The organism is Pseudomonas thivervalensis (assembly GCF_001269655.1).
Lineage (GTDB): Bacteria > Pseudomonadota > Gammaproteobacteria > Pseudomonadales > Pseudomonadaceae > Aquipseudomonas > Aquipseudomonas thivervalensis.
Map to the genome: position 1 here is coordinate 24,030 of NZ_LHVE01000004.1, position 24,212 is coordinate 48,241.

Consider the following 24,212-nt stretch of genomic DNA (forward strand, 5'->3'; position numbering starts at 1 on the left):
TGCGGCAGTTTGTTTATTGCCAGTTGGAATAAGAAAGGACTTCATGAAACGTCTGCTGCTAACTGCGGTTCTCACCGTATTGATGATCGCCGAAGTTCACGCCGAGTCCTTCACTATCTCTGATATTCGCGTCAACGGCCTCCAGCGGGTTTCCGCGGGTAGCGTCTTTGGTGCCTTGCCGTTGAACGTCGGCGAGCAGGCGGATGATCGGCGCCTGGTGGAATCCACGCGTGCGCTGTTCAAGACCGGCTTCTTTCAAGATATCCAGCTGGGCCGCGACGGCAATGTCCTGGTCATCACGGTAGTCGAGCGCCCGTCGGTCGCCAGTATCGAGATCGAAGGCAACAAGGCGATCTCCACTGAAGACCTGATGAAGGGCCTCAAGCAATCCGGCCTGGCCGAAGGCGAGATCTTCCAGCGCGCCACCCTCGAAGGTGTGCGTAACGAGCTGCAACGCCAGTACGTTGCCCAGGGCCGCTACTCGGCCACTGTCGACACCGAAGTGGTGCCGCAGCCGCGCAACCGTGTCGGCCTGAAGGTCAACATCAACGAAGGCACCGTGGCGGCCATCCAGCACATCAACGTGGTGGGCAACACGGTTTTCCCCGACGAAGACCTGATCGACCTGTTCGAACTCAAGACCACCAACTGGCTGTCGTTCTTCAAGAACGACGACAAGTACGCCCGTGAAAAACTCTCCGGTGACCTGGAGCGCCTGCGTTCCTACTACCTGGACCGCGGCTACATCAACATGGACATCGCTTCGACCCAAGTGTCCATCACCCCGGACAAGAAGCACGTCTACATCACCGTTAACGTCAACGAAGGCGAGAAGTACACCGTTCGTGACGTCAAGCTCAGCGGTGACCTGAAGGTTCCCGAGGATCAGGTCAAGTCGCTGCTGCTGGTGCAGAAGGGCCAGGTGTTCTCGCGCAAGCTGATGACCACCACGTCCGAACTGATCACCCGTCGCCTGGGTAACGAGGGCTACACCTTCGCCAACGTCAACGGCGTGCCGCAGCCGCACGATGAAGACCACACCGTCGACATCACCTTCGCCGTGGACCCGGGCAAGCGTGCCTACGTCAACCGCATCAACTTCCGTGGCAACACCAAGTCCGAGGACGAAGTGCTGCGCCGTGAAATGCGCCAGATGGAAGGTGGCTGGGCGTCGACCTACCTGATCGATCAGTCCAAGACCCGCCTTGAGCGCCTGGGCTTCTTCAAGGAAGTCAACGTCGAGACGCCGGCTGTGCCGGGCGTCGATGACCAGGTCGATGTGAACTACAGCGTCGAAGAGCAAGCTTCCGGCTCGATCACCGCGAGCGTCGGTTTCGCCCAGAGCGCAGGCTTGATCCTGGGCGGTTCGATCACCCAGAACAACTTCCTCGGTACCGGTAACAAGGTCAGCATCGGCCTGACCCGCAGTGAATACCAGACCCGCTACAACTTCGGCTACGTGGACCCCTACTGGACCGCCGACGGCGTGAGCCTGGGCTACAACGCCTTCTATCGCACCACTGACTACGACGAACTCGATTCCGATGTTTCCAGCTATGCAGTTGACAGCCTGGGTGCCGGTGTCAACGTAGGTTATCCAATCAGCGAGACTTCGCGGCTTACATTCGGGCTCACCGCCCAGCAGGACGAGATCAGCACTGGCCGCTATACCGTTGACGAGATCTTCGATTTCGTCGAGAAGGAAGGCGACAAGTACCTGAACTTCAAGGCGTCTGTTGGTTGGTCCGAGTCGACCCTGAACAAGGGGGTATTGGCGACACGTGGTCACTCCCAGAGCCTGGTTCTTGAATCGACCGTACCGGGCAGCGACCTGTCGTTCTTCAAGCTCGATTATCGCGGCCAACTGTTCCAACCGCTGACCGATAACTACACCATGCGCCTGCACACCGAGCTGGGTTATGGCGATGGCTACGGTTCGACTGACGGCCTGCCGTTCTACGAGAACTATTACGCGGGTGGTTTCAACTCGGTACGTGGCTTCAAGGACAGCACCCTGGGACCGCGCAGTACGCCGAGCCGTGGCGCATCCGTCACTGGCAACCAAGGGACCATCCGAGATCCGGACCAGGATCCGCTGCCATTCGGTGGTAATGTCCTGATCCAGGGCGGGGTTGAGGTACTGTTCCCAATGCCGTTCGTCAAGGATCAGCGCTCCCTGCGTACCTCGGTATTCTGGGACGTGGGTAACGTATTCGACTCCAGTTGCGATAACGCCACCAACAACAATGGCACGTCATCCAATGCGGAATGCAACGACATCAGCCTCAGCAACCTTGCCAGTTCCGTCGGCGTGGGCGTGACCTGGGTTACCGCGCTGGGTCCCTTGAGCTTCGCATTGGCGATGCCGATCAAGAAACCGGATGACGCTGAAACCCAAGTGTTCCAATTCTCCCTCGGCCAGACGTTCTAATCGTCCGGCCCAAGATAACGACAATGGATTTTGTAGGAGTACATCGTGCGTAAGTTGACTCAATTGGTTCTCCTGGCGACCGTACTGGTCGCAGGTCCGGCTTTTGCCGACATGAAGATTGCCGTGCTGAATTATCAGATGGCCCTGCTGGAATCCGACGCGGCGAAGAAATACGCCGTGGATGCGGAGAAAAAATTCGGCCCGCAACTGACCAAGCTCAAGGGCCTGGAAAGCAGCGCCAAGGGCATCCAGGATCGACTGGTCGCCGGTGGCGACAAGATGGCCCAGGGCGAGCGCGAGCGTCTGGAGCTTGAATTCAAGCAAAAGGCCCGTGACTTCCAGTTCCAATCCAAGGAGCTGAACGAAGCGAAAGCTGTTGCCGACCGCGAAATGCTCAAGCAACTCAAGCCGAAACTCGACAGCGCCGTGGAAGAAGTCATCAAGAAAGGTGGTTTTGACCTGGTGTTCGAGCGTGGCGCAGTGATCGATGTCAAGCCTCAATACGACATCACGCGCCAAGTGATCGAGCGCATGAATCAGCTGAAGTAATCCATGACAGCGACTATCAAGCTCGGCCAATTGGCCGAGTTCCTCGGCGCCACCCTGCGTGGCGACCCGGAGAAGGCAATCACTGGGCTAGCCACTTTGCAAGAGGCTGGCCCAGCTCAGTTGAGCTTTCTGGCAAACCCCCAATACCGCAAATACCTGGCCGACAGCCGGGCGGCCGCGCTGTTGCTCAAGGCCGCTGATGCCGATGGGTTTGCCGGTGATGCCCTGATCGTGCCCGATCCGTATCTGGCGTATGCACGCATTTCCCATCTGTTCGATCCCAAGCCGAAATCGGCTGCCGGTATACATCCCAGCGCGGTGATTGCGGCAGATGCGGTGGTTGATCCTACGGCCAGCGTCGGTCCGTTCGTGGTTATCGAAAGCGCTGCCCGAATTGGTGCCGGCGTCACGCTGGGCGCCCATTGCGTTGTTGGTGCACGCAGCGAGATCGGCGAAGGCGGCTGGCTGGCGCCACGGGTCACCCTGTATCACGATGTGCGCATCGGCAAGCGGGTGGTGATCCAGTCCGGCGCTGTGCTGGGCGGCGAAGGGTTCGGTTTTGCCAACGAGAAAGGCATCTGGCAGAAGATCGCCCAGATTGGTGGCGTCACCATTGGCGATGACGTGGAGATCGGCGTCAACACCGCGATCGACCGCGGGGCTCTGGCCGACACGGTCATCGGCAATGGCGTCAAGCTCGACAACCAGATCCAGATCGCTCACAACGTCCAGGTCGGTGACCACACCGCCATGGCCGCCTGTGTGGGCATCTCCGGCAGCACCAAGATCGGCAAGCACTGCATGCTCGCCGGTGGCGTGGGCCTCGTTGGCCATATCGATATCTGTGACAACGTGTTCCTGACCGGAATGACCATGGTGACCCACTCGATTACCGAGCCGGGTGCCTATTCTTCCGGCACAGCCATGCAGCCGGCAGCCGAATGGCGCAAGAGCGCGGCGCGTATCCGCCAGCTCGACGACATCGCGCGGCGCCTCAAGCAGGTGGAAAAGCGTGTAGGGGACGTGACCCCTGGCGGTAATGCTTCATCAGATGGCTGATACCATTTCCATATCAAGTGTGCACAGCCGTTAGGGCATCTTGATTTGCTAGCGGAGTGCGCGTCACTCGTGCGCTCCCAATCTTTACATAGGCTTCCCCCCGAAATGATGGACATCAACGAGATTCGCGAATACCTGCCTCACCGTTACCCGTTCCTGCTGGTGGATCGGGTGGTGGACCTGGACGTTGAAGGCAAGCGCATTCGCGCCTATAAGAATGTCAGCATCAACGAGCCGTTCTTCAATGGTCACTTCCCCGCGCATCCAATCATGCCGGGCGTATTGATCATCGAGGCGATGGCCCAGGCTGCCGGGATCCTTGGTTTCAAAATGCTTGACGTAAAGCCTGCCGATGGCACGCTCTATTACTTCGTCGGCTCCGACAAGCTGCGCTTCCGCCAGCCGGTCACCCCGGGTGATCAGTTGATCCTCGAAGCCAAGTTCATCAGTTGCAAGCGCCAGATCTGGAAGTTCGAATGCCAGGCTTCGGTCGACGGCAAGCCAGTCTGCTCCGCTGAAATCATCTGTGCGGAACGCAAACTATGAGTTTGATTGACCCTCGCGCAATCATCGATCCGACGGCCGTCCTGGCCGCCGATGTCGAGGTCGGCCCGTGGTCGATTGTCGGCGCAGGTGTGGAAATCGGCGAGGGTACGGTGATCGGTCCCCACGTAATTCTCAAGGGACCGACCCGGATTGGTCGTCACAATCGCATCTACCAGTTTTCCTCGGTAGGCGAGGACACGCCCGATCTCAAGTACAAAGGTGAAGAAACCCGTCTGGTCATTGGCGATCACAACGTGATCCGCGAAGGCGTGACGATTCACCGTGGCACCGTTCAGGATCGTTCCGAAACGACCTTGGGCGACCACAACCTGATCATGGCTTATGCGCACATCGGCCACGACAGCGTGATTGGCAACCACTGCATCCTGGTCAACAACACCGCGTTGGCCGGCCATGTGCACGTGGACGATTGGGCGATCCTGTCCGGGTTCACCCTGGTGCACCAATATTGCCATATCGGCGCCCACAGCTTCTCGGGCATGGGCACCGCCATCGGCAAGGACGTCCCGGCCTATGTCACGGTGTTCGGCAACCCGGCCGAAGCCCGCAGCATGAACTTCGAAGGCATGCGCCGTCGTGGTTTCAGCGAAGAGGCGATTACGGCCCTGCGCCGTGCCTACAAGGTGGTGTATCGCCAGGGCCTGACCGTCGAGCAAGCGCTCGCCGAACTGGCCGAAGCTTCGGCGCAATACCCGGAAGTCGCGATCTTTCGCGATTCCATCCAGTCTTCGACCCGCGGCATCACTCGCTGACCATGGCTAACGTGCGCGTTGCACTGGTGGCGGGGGAAGCTTCCGGTGACATTCTGGGCGCGGGCCTGATGCGAGCGCTCAAGGCGCAGCACCCCGCGGTGGAATTCATCGGGGTCGGCGGACCGTTGATGCAGGCCGAGGGCCTGACCTCCTATTTTCCGATGGAGCGCCTGTCGGTGATGGGCCTGGTGGAAGTGCTCGGTCGCCTGCGCGAGCTGCTGGCCCGGCGCAAGAAGCTGATCCAGACCCTGATCGACGAAAAACCGGATGTGTTCATCGGCATCGATGCGCCGGATTTCACCCTCAATATCGAACTCAAGTTGCGCCAGGCCGGGATCAAGACCGTGCACTACGTCAGCCCGTCGGTCTGGGCCTGGCGGCAGAAGCGGGTGCTGAAGATCCGCGAAGGTTGCGACCTGATGCTGACGCTGCTGCCGTTCGAGGCCAGGTTCTACGAAGAAAAGGGCGTGCCGGTGCGGTTTGTCGGGCATACCCTGGCCGATGCCATTCCCCTGGAAGCCGACCGCGAAGCGGCTCGCCAAGCGTTGGGCCTGCCCGACGGACCGCTGGTGGCCTTGATGCCCGGCAGCCGGGGCGGCGAAGTGAGTCGTCTGGGTGGCTTGTTCTTCGACGCCGCCGAGCGCCTGCGGACGATGCGCCCTGGTGTGCGTTTTGTCCTGCCGTGTGCCAGTCCGCAGCGCCGCGTCCAGCTGGAAGCCCTGCTGGTCGGTCGGGATTTGCCGGTGACGTTGCTCGACGGTCGTTCCCATGACGCGCTGGCGGCCTGTGATGCCGTGTTGATTGCCTCCGGCACTGCTACCCTTGAGGCGTTGCTGTTCAAACGCCCGATGGTGGTTGCCTATCGCCTGGCACCGCTGACATTCTGGATTCTCAAGCGCATGGTCAAGAGCCCCTACGTGTCCTTGCCGAACCTGCTGGCCCAGCGCCTGTTGGTGCCTGAGCTGCTGCAGGACGAGGCGACCGCCGAGGCGCTGGCCAATACGCTGTCGCCCTTGATCGACGGTGGCGAGGAACAGACCCGGGGCTTTGACGAAATCCATCGTACCCTGCGTCGCGATGCCTCCAACCAGGCGGCTGACGCGGTACTGACCCTGATTGGCGCAAAACCATGAGCAACGTAAAGCTACAGATGGGCCTGGACTTCAACCTGGTCGCCGAAGTGGAAGAACTGGTGGCCGGTGTCGATGAAGTGGGGCGCGGCCCGTTGTGCGGCGCGGTGGTGACGGCGGCGGTGATCCTCGACCCGAACCGGCCGATCCTGGGTCTCAATGACTCGAAGAAACTCACGGAAGCCCGTCGCGAGAAACTCTACGACGAAATCTGCGAGAAAGCCCTGAGCTGGTGCATCGCCCGGGCCGAAGTCGAAGAAATCGATGAGCTCAATATCCTGCACGCCACCATGCTCGCCATGCAGCGTGCGGTGCAGGGCCTGCACATCACGCCGAAGCTGGCAATGATCGACGGCAATCGTTGCCCGAAACTGTCGATGCGCGCCGAAGCGGTCATCCAGGGCGACGGCAAGGTACCGGCCATCGCCGCGGCCTCGATCCTGGCGAAGGTCAGCCGGGACCGGGAAATGAGCGCCTTCGAGTTGATCTACCCAGGCTACGGCATCGGCAGCCACAAGGGCTACCCGACTCCCGTGCATCTCGAAGCCCTGGCCCGCCTTGGGCCAACGCCCATTCATCGGCGCTCGTTCGCCCCGGTGCGGCTGGCTTATGAAGCCCGTGATGGGTTGATCGAAAGGATCTAGCGAAGGCGTCGCAATGCCCTGTAGGAGCTGGCGAAGCCTGCGATCTTTTGATCTTATCTTTCACTCTCGATTCAATCGGCAGTGGAAAGATCGCAGCCTCGCTTCGCTCGACAGCTCCTACATGTTTTACCCAAGGCCCGGTACAATCCGGGCCTTGTTGTTTTCATGACTTAACGCAGGATCACTATGCCGGCTTCATTCGTTCATCTACGCCTGCACACTGAATACTCCCTGGTCGACGGTCTGGTGCGGATCAAGCCCCTGGTCAAGACCCTGGTGGGCATGAACATGCCTGCCGTGGCGGTCACCGACCAGAACAACATGTGTTCGCTGGTCAAGTTCTACAAGGCCGCCATGGGCGCGGGGATCAAGCCGATCTGTGGCGCCGACCTGTGGCTGTCGAACAAGGACCCGGACGCGCCGCTGAGCCGGATCAGCCTGTTGGTGATGAACGCCGTGGGTTACCGCAACCTCACCGAGCTGATCTCCCGTGGCTTTATCGATGGCCAGCGCAACGGCTCGATCATCATCGAGCGCGAGTGGGTGGCCGAGGCCAGCGAAGGGCTGATCATGCTGTCGGCAGCCAAGGAAGGTGAAATCGGCCTGGCCCTGCTCAGTGGCAACCCCGACGAAGCCGAGACCCTGGCCCGAGACTGGATGTCGGTGTTCCCGGATCGCTTCTACATCGAAGTGCAGCGCACCAGCCGTCCCAATGACGAAGAGCACCTGCATGCCGCCGTGGCCCTGGCCGACAAGATCGGCGCGCCGCTGGTGGCGACCAACGACGTGCGGTTCATCAAGCAGGAAGATTTCGAAGCCCACGAAACGCGGGTTTGCATTGGTGAGGGCCGCGCCCTCGACGACCCGCGTCGGTCGAAGAACTACAGCAACCAACAATACCTCAAGAGCGCCGAGGAAATGGCCGAGTTGTTCAGCGACCTGCCCGAGGCGCTGGAAAACACCGTCGAGATCGCCAAGCGCTGCAACATCGACGTGAAGCTGGGCAAGCATTTCCTGCCCAACTTCCCGATTCCCGATGGCATGACCATCGACGAATATTTCCGCAAGGTGTCCTTCGACGGTCTCGAAGAGCGCCTTAGCGTGCTATTGCCCAAGGACACCACCGAAGACTACGAGGCCAAGCGCCAGGTCTATGTCGATCGGTTGAATTTCGAACTGGATATCATCATCCAGATGGGTTTCCCCGGTTACTTCCTGATCGTGATGGACTTCATCCAGTGGGCCAAGAACAACGGCGTACCGGTGGGTCCAGGCCGTGGATCGGGTGCCGGGTCGCTGGTGGCCTATGTGCAGAAGATCACCGACCTCGACCCGTTGGAATATGACCTGCTGTTCGAACGTTTCCTCAACCCGGAACGGGTTTCGATGCCGGACTTCGACGTCGACTTCTGCATGGACGGTCGCGACCGGGTGATCGACTACGTGGCCGAGAAGTATGGCCGCAACGCCGTGAGCCAGATCATCACCTTCGGTTCCATGGCCGCCAAGGCGGTGGTACGTGACGTGGCGCGGGTGCAGGGCAAGTCCTACGGCCTGGCGGATCGTCTGTCGAAGATGATCCCGTTTGAAGTCGGCATGACCTTGGAAAAAGCCTACGAGCAGGAAGAAATCCTGCGGGACTTCATCAAGGTCGATGAAGAGGCTGCGGAAATCTGGGAGATGGCCCGCAAGCTCGAAGGCGTGGTGCGTAACGTCGGCAAGCACGCCGGCGGCGTGGTGATCGCGCCGACCAAGCTGACGGATTTCTCGCCGATCTATTGCGACGAAGAAGGCGATGGCCTGGTGACCCAGTTCGACAAGGATGACGTCGAGGCGGCGGGACTGGTGAAGTTCGACTTCCTCGGCCTGCGGACCCTGACCATCATCGACTGGGCGCTGAAAACCATCAACCGCGACCGGGCCAAGGTCGGCGAAGAACCGCTGGACATTGCCTTCATCCCGCTGGATGACAAGCCGACCTACAGCCTGCTGCAAAAAGCCGAAACCACGGCGGTGTTCCAGCTTGAATCCCGGGGCATGAAGGAGCTGATCAAGAAGCTCAAGCCCGACTGCCTGGAAGACCTGATCGCACTGGTGGCCCTGTTCCGTCCGGGGCCTCTGCAATCGGGCATGGTGGATGACTTCATCAACCGTAAGCACGGTCGCGCCGAGCTGGCGTACCCGCACTCGGATTATCAGTACGAAGGCTTGAAACCGGTGCTCGCACCGACCTACGGCATCATCCTGTATCAGGAACAGGTGATGCAGATTGCCCAGGTCATGGCCGGTTATACCCTCGGCGGCGCGGACATGCTGCGTCGGGCGATGGGTAAGAAAAAGCCCGAGGAAATGGCCAAGCAACGCGGCGGTTTCATTGAGGGTTGCGCCACCAACGGCATCGACCCTGACCTGGCTGGTAACATTTTCGACCTGGTGGAAAAATTCGCCGGCTACGGCTTCAACAAGTCCCACTCCGCCGCCTATGGCCTGGTGTCGTACCAGACTGCATGGTTGAAGGCGCATTACCCGGCGCCATTCATGGCCGCGGTACTGTCGGCGGATATGCACAACACCGACAAGGTCGTGACCTTGATCGAAGAAGTGCGGACCATGAAGTTGCGCCTCGACGCACCGGACGTGAACGCCTCGGAGTTCAAGTTCACGGTGAACGACGAAGGCCGCATCATCTATGGCCTCGGTGCGATCAAGGGCGTGGGCGAGGGGCCGGTGGAAGCCATCACCGAAGCGCGCCAGGACGGGCCGTTCAAGGACTTGTTCGATTTCTGCGCCCGGGTTGACCTCAAGCGCATCAACAAGCGCACCCTCGACGGTTTGATCCGCAGTGGTGCCCTGGATCGGCTCGGACCTTATTTCCAGGATGAGCCCAAGGCCTACCAGGCCAACATCGACCGCAACCGCGCGGTGTTGCTGGCGGCGATGGAGGAGGCGATCAAGGCCGCCGAACAGACCGCCCGTACCCATGACAGCGGCCACGCCGACCTGTTTGGCGGGCTGTTCGTCGAAGAGGACGCCGATGTCTACGGCAACCATCGCAAGGCCAAGGAACTGACCCTCAAGGAACGCCTCAAGGGTGAGAAAGACACCCTGGGCCTGTACCTCACCGGCCACCCGATCGACGAATACGAAGGCGAGATCCGCCGTTTCGCCCGTCAGCGCATCATTGACCTGAAGCCGGCGCGCGACACCCAGACGGTCGCCGGCATGATCATCGCCCTGCGGGTGATGAAGAACAAAAAGGGCGACAAGATGGGCTTCATCACCCTCGACGACCGCTCCGGGCGTATCGAGGCCTCATTGTTCGCCGATGCGTTCCACTCGGCCCAGTCGCTGTTGCAGACCGACGCGATGGTGGTGGTGGAAGGCGAGGTCAGCAATGATGACTTCTCCGGTGGCCTGCGGCTGCGGGTCAAGCGGGTGATGAGCATGGAAGATGCCCGTACCAACCTGGCCGAGAGCCTGCGCCTGAAGTTGCAGACCCAGGACCTCAAGGGCGATCAGCTACGCTGGTTGGGCGAATTGTTCAAGCGCCATCGCGGTGCCTGTCCAATCACCATGGAGTACGTACGCCCCGATGCCAAGGCCGTGCTGCAGTTCGGCGAAGGCTGGCGGATCGATCCGGCGGATGCGTTGATTCAAGCCTTGCGTGACCAGTTCGGCAAAGACAACGTCTTCCTCCAATACCGTTGACGGCCAGGGGCCACTGTTGAAACCGGAATGCCCCTGATCTCGACCCGAATTTTTAATCTCGACCTGAACGCGCCTCTCCCTTAAGGTAGGCGCGAATAGACAACCGGCCGGCCCAAGCTCTCTTGGACGTCGACCCAAGACGGACGCCTATGAACCCGAATTTTCTAGATTTCGAACAGCCGATCGCCGACCTGCAAGCCAAGATCGAAGAGTTGCGCTTGGTCGGTAATGACAATTCGCTGAATATCGGCGATGAAATCTCTCGTCTGCAGGACAAAAGCCGCACGCTGACCGAAGACATCTTCGGCAAGCTGACCAGCTGGCAGATCGCCCGCCTGGCGCGTCACCCGCGTCGTCCCTACACCCTGGACTACATCGACCACATCTTTACCGAGTTCGATGAGCTGCACGGCGACCGCCACTTCTCCGACGACGCCGCGATCGTCGGCGGCGTTGCCCGCCTGGACGAGCAGCCGGTGATGGTCATCGGCCATCAGAAAGGCCGCGAAGTCCGCGAGAAGGTGCGCCGCAACTTCGGCATGCCGCGTCCGGAAGGCTACCGCAAGGCGTGCCGCCTGATGGAAATGGCCGAGCGCTTCAAAATGCCGATCCTGACCTTCATCGACACCCCGGGCGCCTACCCGGGCATCGACGCCGAAGAGCGCAACCAGAGCGAAGCGATTGCCTGGAACCTGCGCGTCATGGCGCGCCTGAAAACCCCGATCATCGCCACCGTGATCGGTGAAGGTGGTTCCGGCGGTGCATTGGCCATCGGTGTCTGCGACCAGTTGAACATGCTGCAATATTCCACTTATGCGGTGATCTCGCCGGAAGGCTGCGCCTCGATCCTGTGGAAAACCGCCGAGAAGGCGCCGGATGCCGCCGAAGCCATGGGCATTACCGCCGAGCGTCTCAAGGGCCTGGGCATCGTGGATAAAGTGATCAACGAACCAGTGGGCGGCGCCCATCGCGACCCGGCTGCGGCGGCGGCGCTGATCCGTGCCGAGCTGAGCTCGCAGTTGTCGATGCTCAAGAAGTTCGACAACGACGCGCTGCTGACCCGTCGCTACGAGCGGTTGATGAGCTACGGTCTCTGATCTGACTGCAATACCATGTGGGAGCGAGCCTGCTCGCGATAGCGGTTTAACATTCAACAAATGAGTTGACTGATATACCGCCATCGCGAGCAGGCTCGCTCCCACAGTTGTTTGTGCCGAGGCTGACTCCTATGAACTCAAGCGCGGATCTGCCAACCCGGCTCCTCACACAGCTATCTCCCTGGCGCAACGCCGCCACCTGGCGCATCGCCTTCTCCGGCGGCCTCGACTCCACCGTCCTGCTGCACCTGCTCGTCACCCTTTCGCAACACCAATCCCTGCCCGCGCTGAGCGCTATCCATGTGCATCACGGACTCCAGGCAGTGGCCGAGGCGTGGCCGGATCATTGCCGTTCGGTCTGTGCAGCCCTGGGCGTGCCGTTGGACGTGGTAAATGTGCAAGTGCGCCCCGGTGCCAGTGTCGAGCGCGCCGCCCGAGAGGCGCGTTACGCTGCCTTTGTCGCGGCGATCCACAGCAATGAAGTGTTACTCACCGCCCAACATCGTGATGACCAGGCCGAAACCCTGTTGTTTCGCCTGCTGCGGGGGGCGGGGGCGAGGGGCTTGGCGGCGATGCCACGGCAGCGTCCTTTGGGTCAGGGGCGACTGCTGCGGCCGTTGCTCGACGTTTCCCGCGCGGAGCTGGAGGTCTATGCAGCGCAACAGGGTTTGACTTGGATTGACGACCCGTCCAATGACGACCACCGATATGCGCGCAATTACCTGCGCCAGCGGGTTTTTCCTGTGCTGGCCGAGCAGTGGCCGCAAGTCTCGGCGACCCTGGCACGCAGCGCGGCGCACATGGGGGAAGCCCAAGGTCTGCTCGACGACTTGGCGCGCATCGACCTGGCCCAGGCCGAGACTCCGAGCGCGTTCGACTGGCTCGGGCAGCCATCCCTGGCGCTGGCGCCACTGCGGGCGTTGTCGCCGGCCCGGCAGCGCAACGCGTTGAGCCACTGGCTGACGCCGCTGACCCTGCTGCCCGACAGCGATCACTGGGCGGGCTGGGATTCGTTGCGCGATGCCGCGGACGATGCCCGGCCGATCTGGCGTCTGGCCGGCGGTGAGCTGCACCGGGCCGGCGGGCGGGTCTGGTGGTTATCCGACCACTGGCTATGCCAGTCGCCAGGCACCGTCGACTGGGCGGATCCGGCGGTTCCGCTGCGCTTGCCTGGCAATGGCCGGGTGGCGCTCACCGGCAAGCGGCCTGCGGGACCGCTCAGCGTGCGCTATCGTCAAGGCGGCGAGGTGATGGCATTGGCGGGGCGGGGTCATCGTGATCTCAAGCGTTTGCTCAATGAAAAGGGTGTGCCGGCGTTCGTTCGTGGCCGATTGCCGTTGCTTTATCAGGGCGAGCAATTGCTGGCGGTGGCCAACCTCGCCGGGCTCGATGCACAGGCTGATGGCAGTTGGCAATTGACCTGGACGCCAGGAAACCAAGATCTGGGTTTGAGCTGAAAGGGGCTTTCCGGTAGACTACGCTCCCTTCTTGATACAACTTCTGTGGATTCGCCTGAATTGCAGGAGTTGCCGATTACCAAGCAGTCTTTGCTGGGCGATTCCAAAAAATGTGTAGCGAGCAACGTACCGGTGATTTCACTTCCGGTCTGTCCCAACGCGGCGGTTTTTTTGAAAGGTGCACTGTGATTAATGCAGGTGATCGGGGGCTTCGGCCTTCCTTCGCTTTCCCCGGCGGCTCGGACCGCTTTAACGCAGACTTCTAGGGTTTTTCATGACGCGCTACATATTCGTCACGGGCGGTGTTGTTTCTTCATTGGGGAAAGGCATTGCCTCGGCTTCATTGGCGGCCATCCTGGAGGCGCGGGGACTTAAGGTCACCATGCTCAAGCTGGACCCGTACATCAACGTCGACCCGGGCACCATGAGCCCGTTCCAGCACGGTGAAGTGTTCGTCACCCACGACGGCGCCGAGACCGACCTGGACCTGGGCCACTACGAGCGGTTCATCCGCACGACCATGACCCAGAACAACAACTTCACCACCGGCCGTGTCTACGAGCACGTGCTGCGCAAGGAACGCCGTGGTGACTACCTGGGCGCGACCATTCAGGTCATCCCGCACATCACCGACGAAATCAAGCGCCGCATCATCAAGGGTGCTGGCGATGCCGACGTGGCGATGGTGGAAATCGGCGGCACCGTGGGCGACATCGAGTCCCAGCCGTTCCTCGAAGCCATCCGCCAGTTGCGTTTCGAAATCGGCGCCAAGCGCGCGATGCTGATGCACCTGACACTGGTGCCGTACATCGCCACCGCCGGCGAAACAAAAACCAAGCCCACCCAGCACTCGGTCAAGGAACTGCGTTCCATCGGCCTGCAGCCGGACGTGCTGATCTGCCGCTCCGATCATCCGATCGACATCTCGTCGCGTCGCAAGATCGCCCAGTTCACCAACGTTGAAGAGCGCGCGGTGATCGGCCTGGAAGACGCCGACACCATCTACAAGATCCCGGGCATCCTGCACTCCCAGGGCCTGGACGACTTCGTCGTCGAGCGCTTCGGCCTGCAGTGCGCCGGCGCCGACCTGTCCGAATGGGACGCCGTGGTCGATGCCAAGCTCAATCCGGAACACGAAGTCACCATCGCCATGGTCGGCAAGTACATGGAACTGCTGGACGCCTACAAGTCGCTGATCGAGGCGATGAGTCACGCCGGTATCAGCAACCGCACCAAGGTCAACCTGCGCTACATCGATTCCGAAGACATCGAGAACCAGGGTACCGGCCTGCTCGAAGGCGCCGATGCGATCCTCGTGCCGGGCGGCTTCGGCCTGCGGGGCGTGGAAGGCAAGATCACCGCCGTGCAATACGCTCGCGAAAACAAGGTGCCGTACCTGGGGATCTGCCTGGGCATGCAAGTGGCGGTCATCGAGTTCGCCCGTAACGTGCTGGGCTGGAAAGACGCCAACTCCACTGAGTTCGATCGCGCCAGCGGCCATCCGGTCGTGGGCCTGATCACCGAGTGGGAAGATGCCACCGGCGCCGTGGAAGTGCGTACCGAAAGCTCGGACCTGGGCGGCACCATGCGTCTCGGTGCCCAGGAATGCCTGCTCGAAGCCGGCTCCAAGGTGCACGACTGCTACGCCAAGGATGTGATCGTCGAGCGTCACCGTCATCGCTACGAAGTGAACAACAACCTGCTGCCACAACTGATCGAGGCCGGCCTGAAAATCTCCGGTCGTTCCGGTGATGGCGCGCTGGTGGAAGTGGTCGAATCCCCGGATCATCCATGGTTCGTCGCCTGCCAGTTCCACCCCGAGTTCACCTCGACGCCACGGGACGGTCATCCGTTGTTCAGCGGTTTCGTGAAAGCCGCTTTGGCTCAACACCAGAAAAAGGCATAAGACGATGGCCCAGAAGATCATACGCGTCGGCGACATCGAGATTGCCAACGACAAACCCATGGTGCTGTTCGGCGGCATGAACGTGCTGGAAAGCCGTGACATGGCGATGCAGGTCTGCGAGGAGTACGTGAAGGTCACCCAGAAGCTGGGTATCCCTTATGTCTTCAAGGCCAGCTTCGACAAGGCCAACCGCTCCTCCGTGACGTCCTACCGTGGCCCGGGCCTGGAAGAAGGCATGCGGATCTTCCAGGACATCAAGCAAGCCTTTGGCGTGCCGATCATCACCGACGTCCACGAACCTGCCCAGGCCGCGGTCGTCGCCGAGGTCTGCGACATCATCCAGTTGCCGGCCTTCCTGTCGCGCCAGACCGACCTGGTGGTCGCGATGGCCAAGACCGGCGCGGTGATCAACATCAAGAAGGCCCAGTTCCTCGCGCCCCAGGAAATGAAACACATCCTGAGCAAGTGCGAAGAGGCCGGCAACGACCAGTTGATCCTCTGCGAGCGGGGTTCGAGCTTCGGCTACAACAACCTCGTGGTGGACATGCTCGGCTTTGGCATCATGAAGCAATTCGAATACCCGGTGTTCTTCGACGTGACCCATGCGTTGCAGATGCCTGGCGGTCGCTCCGACTCCGCTGGCGGTCGTCGTGCCCAGGTCACTGACCTGGCCAAGGCTGGCATCAGCCAGTCCCTGGCGGGGCTGTTCCTCGAGGCTCACCCCGATCCGGACAACGCCAAGTGCGACGGCCCTTGTGCCTTGCGCTTGAACAAGCTGGAACCTTTCCTGTCTCAGCTCAAGTCGCTGGATGAGCTGGTCAAGGGTTTTCCGACGATAGAAACCGCGTAACGCGGTTTTCTCCGGTAAAGTACCGCTCGATAAACGCTCTGGCCTGCGGGCCGGGCGTTATCGTCGGCAAGCCTGCCTGCTGCTCTCTACCCGCCGACGGTAAAAGATTTCCTCTCGCTGCGTCGTTTTCGTCAACTTTGGAGTGTTTACAACAATGGCAAAAATCGTCGACATCAAAGGTCGTGAAGTTCTCGACTCCCGTGGCAACCCCACTGTTGAAGCGGACGTGCTTCTCGACAACGGCATCATCGGCAGCGCCTGCGCGCCGTCCGGTGCTTCCACTGGCTCGCGCGAAGCGCTGGAGCTGCGTGATGGCGACAAGAGCCGTTACCTGGGCAAGGGCGTGCTCAAAGCCGTTGCCAACATCAACGGTCCGATCCGCGAACTGTTGCTGGGCAAGGATCCTGCCGACCAGAAAGCCCTCGATCACGCGATGATCAAGCTCGACGGTACCGAGAACAAAGCCACCCTGGGTGCCAACGCAATCCTCGCTGTGTCCCTGGCCGCCGCCAAGGCCGCCGCCCAGGACCAGGACCTGCCGCTGTACGCGCACATCGCCAACCTCAACGGTACCCCGGGTGTCTACTCGATGCCGGTGCCGATGATGAACATCATCAACGGCGGCGAGCATGCCGATAACAACGTCGACATCCAGGAATTCATGGTGCAGCCGGTTGGCGCCAAGACCTTCTCCGAAGGCCTGCGCATGGGCACCGAGATTTTCCATCACCTCAAGGCCGTGCTGAAGGCCCGTGGCCTGAGCACCGCCGTTGGCGACGAAGGCGGTTTCGCACCGAACCTGGCCTCCAACGAAGACGCGCTGAAAGTGATCTCCGAAGCCGTGGCCAACGCGGGCTACAAGCTGGGCACCGACGTGACCCTGGCCCTGGACTGCGCTGCCAGTGAATTCTACGAAGACGGCAAGTACAACCTGTCCGGCGAAGGCCAGGTGTTCACCGCCGAAGGTTTCGCCGACTACCTCAAGGGCCTGACCGAACGCTACCCGATCATCTCCATCGAAGACGGCCTGGACGAGTCCGACTGGGCCGGCTGGAAAATCCTCACCGACAAGATCGGCGAGAAGACCCAGCTGGTGGGTGACGACCTGTTCGTGACCAATACCAAGATCCTGAAAGAAGGCATCGACAAGAAGATCGCCAACTCGATCCTGATCAAGTTCAACCAGATCGGCACCCTGACCGAAACCCTGGAAGCCATCCAGATGGCCAAGGCCGCCGGTTACACCGCCGTGATCTCCCACCGCTCCGGTGAAACCGAAGACTCGACCATTGCCGACCTGGCCGTGGGCACTGCGGCAGGCCAGATCAAGACCGGTTCGCTGTGCCGTTCCGATCGCGTTTCCAAGTACAACCAACTGCTGCGTATCGAAGAGCAGTTGAATGGCAAGGCCAAGTACAACGGTCGCGCCGAGTTTCGCGGTTAAGCGGTAAATGGTAAAAAGACAGCGGGTTAGGTCGCAGAAGTCGCCATGGTGGCGGTTTTGCCTCTAATCTGATGCCTTATCAAGCACAAGCCTGGGTTCTCCAGGCTTCGTGCTATCAGACGCTTCAAAGTTTGGCATGGCGGTCTTTTTTCACTGGATACCTGATATTCGATGCGCAGTCCCAATTGGTTGTTTCTTGTCTTGCTCCTGTTGCTGGCCGGCCTGCAGTACCGCCTGTGGGTGGGTAATGGCAGCCTGGCGCAAGTGGCCGACCTGACTCAGCAAATTGCCGATCAACACGCCGAGAACGAGGCGCTGCTGGAGCGTAATCGAGTGATGGACGCCGAAGTGACCGAACTGAAAAAAGGCATGGAGACCGTTGAAGAACGGGCTCGACATGAACTGGGCATGGTCAAGGAGGGCGAAACCCTCTACCAGTTGGCCCAATGAGTATGCGTTTGCCGGCCTTCTGGGCCGTGATTCCTGCCGCGGGCGTTGGTGCTCGCATGGCCGCGGACCGTCCCAAGCAATACCTGCAGTTGGGCGGACTCACAATTCTTGAACACAGCCTCGGCTGTTTCCTCGATCATCCCACCGTCAAGGGGGTGGTGGTCAGCCTTGCCCACGATGATCCTTACTGGCCGACCCTGGCCTGCGCCAACGACACCCGCATCCAGCGCGTCGACGGTGGCGAACAGCGTTCGGATTCAGTGCTCAACGCCTTGCTGCACCTGCATGGGCAGGGCGCCGATGATCACGACTGGGTGCTGGTGCACGACGCCGCCCGTCCCAACCTTTCCCGGGCCGACCTGGACACGCTGCTCAGCGAGTTGGCGAACGATCCGGTCGGCGGCCTGCTGGCCGTCCCGGCGCGCGACACCCTCAAGCGCGTCGACAAGCATGGCCGGGTATTGGAAACGGTTGATCGCAGCGTGATCTGGCAAGCCTACACGCCGCAGATGTTCCGCCTCGGTGCCTTGCATCGGGCCCTGGCCGACAGCCTGGTGGCGGACGCGGTGATTACCGACGAAGCGTCCGCGATGGAATGGGCGGGGCAGGCGCCTCGGTTGATCGAAGGGCGGGCGGATAACATCAAGGTCACCCGGCCGGAAGACCTGGAGTGGTTGCGCCAGCGGTGGGCGAATCGGCGTTAAGCGACAAATGGAGGCGTCTTCTGGATCGCCATCGCGAGCAGGCTCGCTCCCACAAGGAATTTTGGCTGTACACAAAATTTGTATCCGCTGAAGATCCACTGTGGGAGCGAGCCTGCTCGCGATAGCAATCGCCCAGGCAATATAAAAGCAAGAGTTACCCCCGGTACTCCGGCCGCTCAGCCAACCCTTCCTTCAAATAATCCACCAACTTGCGCACCTTCGGCGACAGATGCCGCTGCTGCGGATACAACGCCCAAACCGCTGTATTCGGCGGCTGATGAGCCTCCAGCAGCGAGATCAACGCACCGCTGTGCAAATGCTCCAACACGTAATAGTCCGGCAACTGACACAACCCCACCCCTTGCAGCGCCGCGTCGAGCACCGCTTGCCCGCTGTTGCAGCGCCAGTTTCCTTGAACGCGCTGGGAAAACTCCCGCCCGTTCTGCTCCAGTTGCCAGATGTCGGAGCTGCCGATCAGGCAATTGTGGCGGCTCAGCTCCGACAAGCTGTGGGGCCGGCCGTAGCGTTCCAGGTAAGAGGGCGATGCGCACACGTACATGCGTCGTGGCGCCAGGCGCGTGGCGACCAGGCGAGAGTCCTGCAAACGACCCAGGCGAATCGCCAGGTCCAGGCCTTCATGCACCAGGTCCAGCTGACGATTGCTCAGCTCGATGTCGACCCGCAACTGCGGGTACAGCCCCATGAACCGCGTCACCAACGGCACGATAAACCGCTCGCCATAGGCCACGGCACAGGTCATGCGCAGCATGCCCTTGGGTTCGCTGGTCAGGTCGCCGACGGCTCGCAGTGCTTCCTCGCGTCCGTCCTGCAGGCGCTGGCAATGCTGCAAGAAGGTCTGTCCGGCTTCGGTCAACGTCACCCGACGGGTACTGCGGTACAGCAAGCGTGTTTGCAGACGCTCTTCAAGCCGTACGATTTGTCGACTGATATGAGATGACGACACCCCGAGACGTTCGGCGGCGGCGGTGAATTGGCTGCATTCGGCCACGGCCACGAACTCGTCGATGCCTTCCCAGCGGTTATCAGACATGCAGGATTATCCCCGTACAGCAATAATGTTTTGCTTTTGGCTGGATTATTCATTGTCCGGCGGAGGATTACACTCCCGGTCTTGTTTTTATTTGCTGGAGAATCCGGATGATCAAGTCGCGCGCTGCCGTTGCCTTCGAGGCCAAGAAACCCCTGGAAATCGTTGAAGTCGACGTGGCCATGCCCAAGGCGGGCGAAGTGCTGTTGCGCGTGGTGGCTTCCGGTGTCTGCCACACCGACGCCTATACCTTGTCGGGCGCCGACCCGGAAGGGATCTTCCCGTCGATCCTCGGTCACGAAGGCGGCGCCATTGTCGAAGCCATCGGCGAAGGCGTGACCTCGGTCGCGGTGGGCGACCATGTGATCCCGCTGTACACGCCGGAATGCGGCCAGTGCAAATTCTGTAAGTCGGGCAAGACCAACCTCTGCCAGGCGATTCGCGCCACCCAGGGCAAAGGCCTGATGCCAGATGGTACTTCGCGCTTTTCCTACAAGGGCGAGACGATTTTCCACTACATGGGCACCTCGACCTTCTCTGAATACACCGTGTTGCCGGAAATCTCCGTCGCCAAGATCCCAAAAGAAGCACCGCTGGAAAAAGTCTGCCTGCTGGGTTGTGGCGTCACCACCGGCATCGGCGCAGTGATCAACACCGCCAAGGTCAAGCCGGGTGACACCGTGGCGATCTTCGGTCTGGGTGGCATCGGCCTGTCGGCCGTAATCGGCGCCGTGAAGGCCAAGGCGGCGCGGATCATTGCCATCGACATCAACCCGGCCAAGTTCGAAATCGCCAAACAACTGGGCGCCACCGATTGCGTCAACCCGAAAGACTTCGACCGTCCGATCCAGGAAGTCATCGTCGACATGACTGACGGCGGCGTGGACTTTTCCTTCGAGTGCATCGGCAATGTCCAATTGATGCGTGCCGCCCTGGAATGCTGTCACAAAGGCTGGGGCGAGTCGGTGATCATCGGCGTGGCCGGGGCCGGCCAGGAAATCGCCACCCGTCCATTCCAGTTGGTGACCGGGCGCGTCTGGCGCGGTTCGGCGTTCGGCGGCGTGCGCGGTCGCAGCGAGTTGCCAAGCTACGTGGAAATGGCCCAGAAGGGCGAGATCCCACTGGATACCTTCATCACCCATACCATGGGCCTGGAAGATATCAACAAGGCGTTCGACCTGATGCATGAAGGCAAGAGCATTCGTACCGTTATTCACTTCTGAGGTCGGTCATGAGTCTGGAAAACATTTCCTGCCAGAAAAGCTTCGGCGGCTGGCACAAGCGTTACCGGCACCGTTCCGACGTGCTGGGTTGTGACATGGTGTTTGCCGTGTACCTGCCGCCGCAAGCCGAGCAGGGCGGCAAGTTGCCGGTGCTGTATTGGTTGTCTGGACTGACCTGCACCGACGAGAACTTCATGCAAAAGGCCGGCGCCCAGCGCATGGCCGCCGAGCTGGGCCTGATCATCATCGCACCGGACACCAGCCCTCGCGGTGCCGAGGTGCCGGGCGATCCGGACAATGCCTGGGACTTCGGCCTGGGGGCGGGCTTTTATCTGAACGCCACGCAGGATCCATGGGCGCGGCACTATCGGATGCATGACTACGTGGTGCAGGAATTGCCGGCGCTGGTCGAAGCGCATTTCCCGGCGTCGGACAAACGCGGCATCAGCGGTCATTCCATGGGCGGCCACGGTGCGCTGGTCTGCGCCTTGCGCAACCCGGGGCGTTACCGTTCGGTGTCGGCTTTTTCGCCGATCAACAATCCAATGGATTGCCCATGGGGCCAAAAGGCTTTCTCCCGTTACCTGGGGGAAGACCGCTCGAAATGGCGGGAATGGGATGCCTGTGCGTTGATTGCCGAGGCGCAGGAAAAGCTGCCATTGCTGGTGGACCAGGGAGATCGCGATGATTTCCTGGCCAACCAACTCAAGCCCGAAGCCTTGCAACAGGCGGCCAAGTCCGCCGACCATCCGTTGGCGCTGCGCCTGCAACCGGGCTACGACCACAGCTACTTCTTCATCGCCAGCTTCATTGACGACCACTTGCAGCATCATGCGCGCGCTCTAAACGCCTAATGCAGGTAGAATCACGCCCTGACAAAAATCGGGGCGTTTTTTTATGCGTATTGGCCACGGCTACGATGTTCACCGTTTCGCTGAAGGCGACTTCATTACTCTGGGCGGCGTGCGGATCGCACACGGCTTCGGGCTGCTCGCGCATTCTGACGGTGATGTCCTGCTGCACGCCTTGAGCGATGCACTGCTCGGCGCGGCTGCCCTGGGTGACATCGGCAAGCACTTCCCCGACACCGACCCGCAGTTCAAGGGTGCCGACAGCCGCGTGCTGCTGCGCCATGTGGTCGCGCTGATCCACGCCAAGGGCTGGAAAGTCGGCAATGTCGATAACACCATCGTTGCCCAGGCGCCCAAGATGGCCCCGCACATCGAGGCGATGCGCCGGTTGATCGCCGAGGATCTTCAAGTTGAGTTGGACCAAGTGAACGTGAAAGCCACCACCACCGAGAAGCTGGGCTTCGTCGGTCGCGAAGAAGGTATTGCCGTCCATTCCGTTGCCTTGTTGCTGCGCCCATGACCGAACTGGAACTGTTGGGGCCGCGGGCCTACGGCGAGTCGTTGGGCAGCGCGGTACTCAAGGCCAGCGCTGAAGATTTCCAAGTCGATGAAGTGCTCGACATCCCGTTGACCGGTGATGGCGAGCACCTGTGGATCTGGGTTGAAAAGCGTGGCTTGAATACCGAAGAGGCTGCCCGGCGAATCGCCAAGGCCGCCGGCGTGCCGTTGCGCACCGTCAGCTACGCCGGGCTCAAGGACCGTCAGGCCCTGACCCGCCAGTGGTTCAGCGTCCAATTGCCGGGCAAGGCCGATCCGGACCTGTCGGCGGCGGAGAACGACACGCTGAAGATCCTCAAGACCGCCCGTCACAAGCGCAAGCTGCAACGCGGGGCGCATTCGGCCAATGGCTTTACCTTGCGCCTGACCCAGTTCACAGGCGACAAGGCGGCGATCGAGGCGCGTCTGCAGCAGATCATTCGCCAGGGCATCCCGAACTACTTCGGCGCCCAGCGTTTCGGCCATGACGGTGGCAACGTCGTTGATGCCCGCGCGTGGGCGGCACGCAAGGCCTTGCCGGAGCAGCGCAACGTGCGTTCGCGCCTGCTGTCCACGGCGCGCAGTTTTTTATTCAACAAAGTGCTGGCGGCCAGGGTGGCCGACGGTACCTGGCAACAGGCTCAAGTGGGCGACTTGCTGGCCTTTACCGACAGCCGCAGTTTCTTCCCGGCCGGGGAGGCTGAATGCAGCGATCCGCGCCTGGCGATTCTTGATCTGCACCCGACCGGGCCGCAGTGGGGCGAGGGACCTTCGCCTGCCGCTGGCGTGGTCTTCGAGTTGGAGCAGGCTATCGCCGAAGGCGAGGCGGATTTGCGCGACTGGTTGATAAACGCGGGAATGAATCACGAACGTCGCATCCTGCGACTGCCCATTGGCGGGCTGTCGTGGCATTATCCCGAGCCTGACATTCTGCAATTGGAATTCGTCCTGCCGGCCGGATGTTTCGCCACTGTCTTGGTGCGCGAACTCGTCGATCTGGTGCCAGCAGGGCAGACGGACAGCCCATGCGTATTCTGATTTCTAACGACGACGGGGTGACAGCACCCGGCCTTGCCGCGCTTTATGCTGCGCTGGCGGATTTTGCCGAGTGCGTGGTCATTGCCCCGGACCAGGACAAAAGCGGCGCCAGCAGCTCGCTGACGCTCGACCGTCCTTTGCACCCCTGCTATCTGGACAACGGTTTCATCAGCCTCAACGGCACCCCGACCGATTGCGTGCACCTGGGCCTCAACGGCTTGCTGGAACGTGAGCCGGACATGGTGGCGTCGGGCATCAACCTGGGCGCCAACCTGGGGGATGACGTGCTGTATTCCGGCACGGTCGCCGCGGCTCTGGAAGGTCGCTTCCTGGAAAAGCCGTCGTTTGCCTTTTCGTTCGTTTCCCGGCAGGTCGATAACTTGCCGACCGCCGCCTACTTCGCCCGTAAACTGATCGAAGCCCATGGAGCGCTGGACCTGCCGCCACGCACGGTGCTGAACGTGAATATCCCCAACCTGCCGCTCGATCACATCCGTGGCATCCAGCTCACGCGCCTGGGCCACCGCGCCCGTGCCGCCAAACCGATGCACGTCGTCGACCCGCGCGGCAAGGCCGGTTACTGGATCGCCGCCGCCGGTGATGCCGAGGACGGCGGGCCGGGCACGGATTTCCATGCGGTGATGCAAGGTTATGTCTCGATCACGCCATTGCAGCTGGACCGCACCTTCAACGACGCCTTTCGAAATCTCGATGGCTGGCTGGAGGGGCTGCGCTGATGGCTCGTGAGCAAGACGATATGCTGCGCC

Annotated in this window: 21 protein-coding genes; 20 read left to right on the plus strand and 1 reads right to left on the minus strand. The window is 61.1% G+C overall.

All coding sequences use genetic code 11. The features are described 5' to 3' along the window. Positions 1–43: 43 nt before the first annotated feature. From bamA to ispD, 15 genes are all read left to right on the plus strand, one after another. Positions 44–2,431, plus strand: a complete 2,388-nt coding sequence (bamA, locus tag AD659_RS04855; protein WP_053118859.1) for an outer membrane protein assembly factor BamA — start codon at positions 44–46, stop codon at positions 2,429–2,431. Positions 2,432–2,476: 45 nt separating this feature from the next. Continuing rightward, complete coding sequence (locus AD659_RS04860; RefSeq protein WP_003184901.1) at positions 2,477–2,980, plus strand: OmpH/Skp family outer membrane protein; 504 nt, start codon at positions 2,477–2,479, stop codon at positions 2,978–2,980. 3 nt (positions 2,981–2,983) lie between these two features. Continuing rightward, the gene (lpxD, locus tag AD659_RS04865) at positions 2,984–4,039 is read left to right on the plus strand and encodes a UDP-3-O-(3-hydroxymyristoyl)glucosamine N-acyltransferase (RefSeq protein ID WP_053118861.1); all 1,056 of its coding nucleotides are present in this window, start codon (positions 2,984–2,986) and stop codon (positions 4,037–4,039) included. A 105-nt stretch (positions 4,040–4,144) separates the two neighbouring features. Then, entirely contained in the window at positions 4,145–4,585 is a 441-nt protein-coding gene (gene fabZ / locus AD659_RS04870; RefSeq protein ID WP_003184897.1) for a 3-hydroxyacyl-ACP dehydratase FabZ, read from the plus strand. After that, entirely contained in the window at positions 4,582–5,358 is a 777-nt protein-coding gene (gene lpxA, locus AD659_RS04875) for an acyl-ACP--UDP-N-acetylglucosamine O-acyltransferase (RefSeq protein WP_053118863.1), read from the plus strand. Before fabZ ends, lpxA begins: the two co-directional genes overlap by 4 nt. A 2-nt stretch (positions 5,359–5,360) precedes the next feature. Further along, positions 5,361–6,491 carry a lipid-A-disaccharide synthase gene (lpxB, locus tag AD659_RS04880; RefSeq protein WP_053118865.1) on the plus strand — a complete coding sequence of 377 codons (1,131 nt, stop codon included), beginning with the start codon at positions 5,361–5,363 and terminating at the stop codon, positions 6,489–6,491. Then, a complete protein-coding gene (gene rnhB, locus AD659_RS04885) occupies positions 6,488–7,132 on the plus strand; it encodes a ribonuclease HII (RefSeq protein WP_053118868.1) in 645 nt (214 codons plus the stop codon). The genes lpxB and rnhB overlap by 4 nt, the downstream gene beginning before the upstream one ends. 186 nt (positions 7,133–7,318) lie before the next feature. After that, a complete protein-coding gene (dnaE, locus tag AD659_RS04890; RefSeq protein ID WP_053118870.1) occupies positions 7,319–10,840 on the plus strand; it encodes a DNA polymerase III subunit alpha in 3,522 nt (1,173 codons plus the stop codon). Between the two features lie 149 nt (positions 10,841–10,989). Beyond that, positions 10,990–11,937: an acetyl-CoA carboxylase carboxyltransferase subunit alpha gene (locus AD659_RS04895; protein WP_053118872.1), complete on the plus strand. Its 948-nt coding sequence runs from the start codon at positions 10,990–10,992 to the stop codon at positions 11,935–11,937. A gap of 131 nt (positions 11,938–12,068) precedes the next feature. Further along, positions 12,069–13,394: a tRNA lysidine(34) synthetase TilS gene (gene tilS, locus AD659_RS04900; protein WP_053118874.1), complete on the plus strand. Its 1,326-nt coding sequence runs from the start codon at positions 12,069–12,071 to the stop codon at positions 13,392–13,394. A gap of 274 nt (positions 13,395–13,668) precedes the next feature. Beyond that, complete coding sequence (gene pyrG / locus AD659_RS04905; protein WP_003184880.1) at positions 13,669–15,300, plus strand: CTP synthase; 1,632 nt, start codon at positions 13,669–13,671, stop codon at positions 15,298–15,300. 4 nt (positions 15,301–15,304) lie between these two features. Then, a complete protein-coding gene (gene kdsA, locus AD659_RS04910) occupies positions 15,305–16,150 on the plus strand; it encodes a 3-deoxy-8-phosphooctulonate synthase (RefSeq protein ID WP_053118876.1) in 846 nt (281 codons plus the stop codon). A 154-nt stretch (positions 16,151–16,304) separates the two neighbouring features. Beyond that, positions 16,305–17,594 carry a phosphopyruvate hydratase gene (gene eno, locus AD659_RS04915; protein WP_013692387.1) on the plus strand — a complete coding sequence of 430 codons (1,290 nt, stop codon included), beginning with the start codon at positions 16,305–16,307 and terminating at the stop codon, positions 17,592–17,594. A 171-nt stretch (positions 17,595–17,765) separates the two neighbouring features. Then, positions 17,766–18,044, plus strand: coding sequence for a cell division protein FtsB (ftsB, locus tag AD659_RS04920; protein WP_003184873.1), 279 nt, complete (start codon positions 17,766–17,768; stop codon positions 18,042–18,044). Continuing rightward, complete coding sequence (gene ispD, locus AD659_RS04925; RefSeq protein WP_053118878.1) at positions 18,041–18,748, plus strand: 2-C-methyl-D-erythritol 4-phosphate cytidylyltransferase; 708 nt, start codon at positions 18,041–18,043, stop codon at positions 18,746–18,748. Before ftsB ends, ispD begins: the two co-directional genes overlap by 4 nt. A 154-nt stretch (positions 18,749–18,902) precedes the next feature. Here ispD and AD659_RS04930 read toward each other — a convergent pair whose 3' ends face one another. After that, entirely contained in the window at positions 18,903–19,799 is an 897-nt protein-coding gene (locus AD659_RS04930; protein ID WP_053118880.1) for a LysR family transcriptional regulator, read from the minus strand. Between the two features lie 107 nt (positions 19,800–19,906). Between AD659_RS04930 and AD659_RS04935 the strand changes: the two genes are divergently transcribed. Genes AD659_RS04935 through surE form a run of 5 tightly spaced genes read left to right on the plus strand, consistent with a single transcriptional unit; the run spans position 19,907 to position 24,182 of the window. Next, positions 19,907–21,019, plus strand: a complete 1,113-nt coding sequence (locus AD659_RS04935; protein WP_053118882.1) for an S-(hydroxymethyl)glutathione dehydrogenase/class III alcohol dehydrogenase — start codon at positions 19,907–19,909, stop codon at positions 21,017–21,019. An 8-nt stretch (positions 21,020–21,027) separates the two neighbouring features. After that, the gene (gene fghA / locus AD659_RS04940) at positions 21,028–21,873 is read left to right on the plus strand and encodes an S-formylglutathione hydrolase (protein WP_053118884.1); all 846 of its coding nucleotides are present in this window, start codon (positions 21,028–21,030) and stop codon (positions 21,871–21,873) included. 43 nt (positions 21,874–21,916) lie between these two features. After that, on the plus strand, positions 21,917–22,390 hold the full coding sequence (ispF, locus tag AD659_RS04945) for a 2-C-methyl-D-erythritol 2,4-cyclodiphosphate synthase (protein WP_053118890.1): 474 nt from the start codon (positions 21,917–21,919) through the stop codon (positions 22,388–22,390). Continuing rightward, complete coding sequence (truD, locus tag AD659_RS04950; protein WP_053118892.1) at positions 22,387–23,445, plus strand: tRNA pseudouridine(13) synthase TruD; 1,059 nt, start codon at positions 22,387–22,389, stop codon at positions 23,443–23,445. The genes ispF and truD overlap by 4 nt, the downstream gene beginning before the upstream one ends. Beyond that, complete coding sequence (gene surE / locus AD659_RS04955; protein WP_053118893.1) at positions 23,433–24,182, plus strand: 5'/3'-nucleotidase SurE; 750 nt, start codon at positions 23,433–23,435, stop codon at positions 24,180–24,182. Before truD ends, surE begins: the two co-directional genes overlap by 13 nt. Positions 24,183–24,212: the final 30 nt, after the last annotated feature.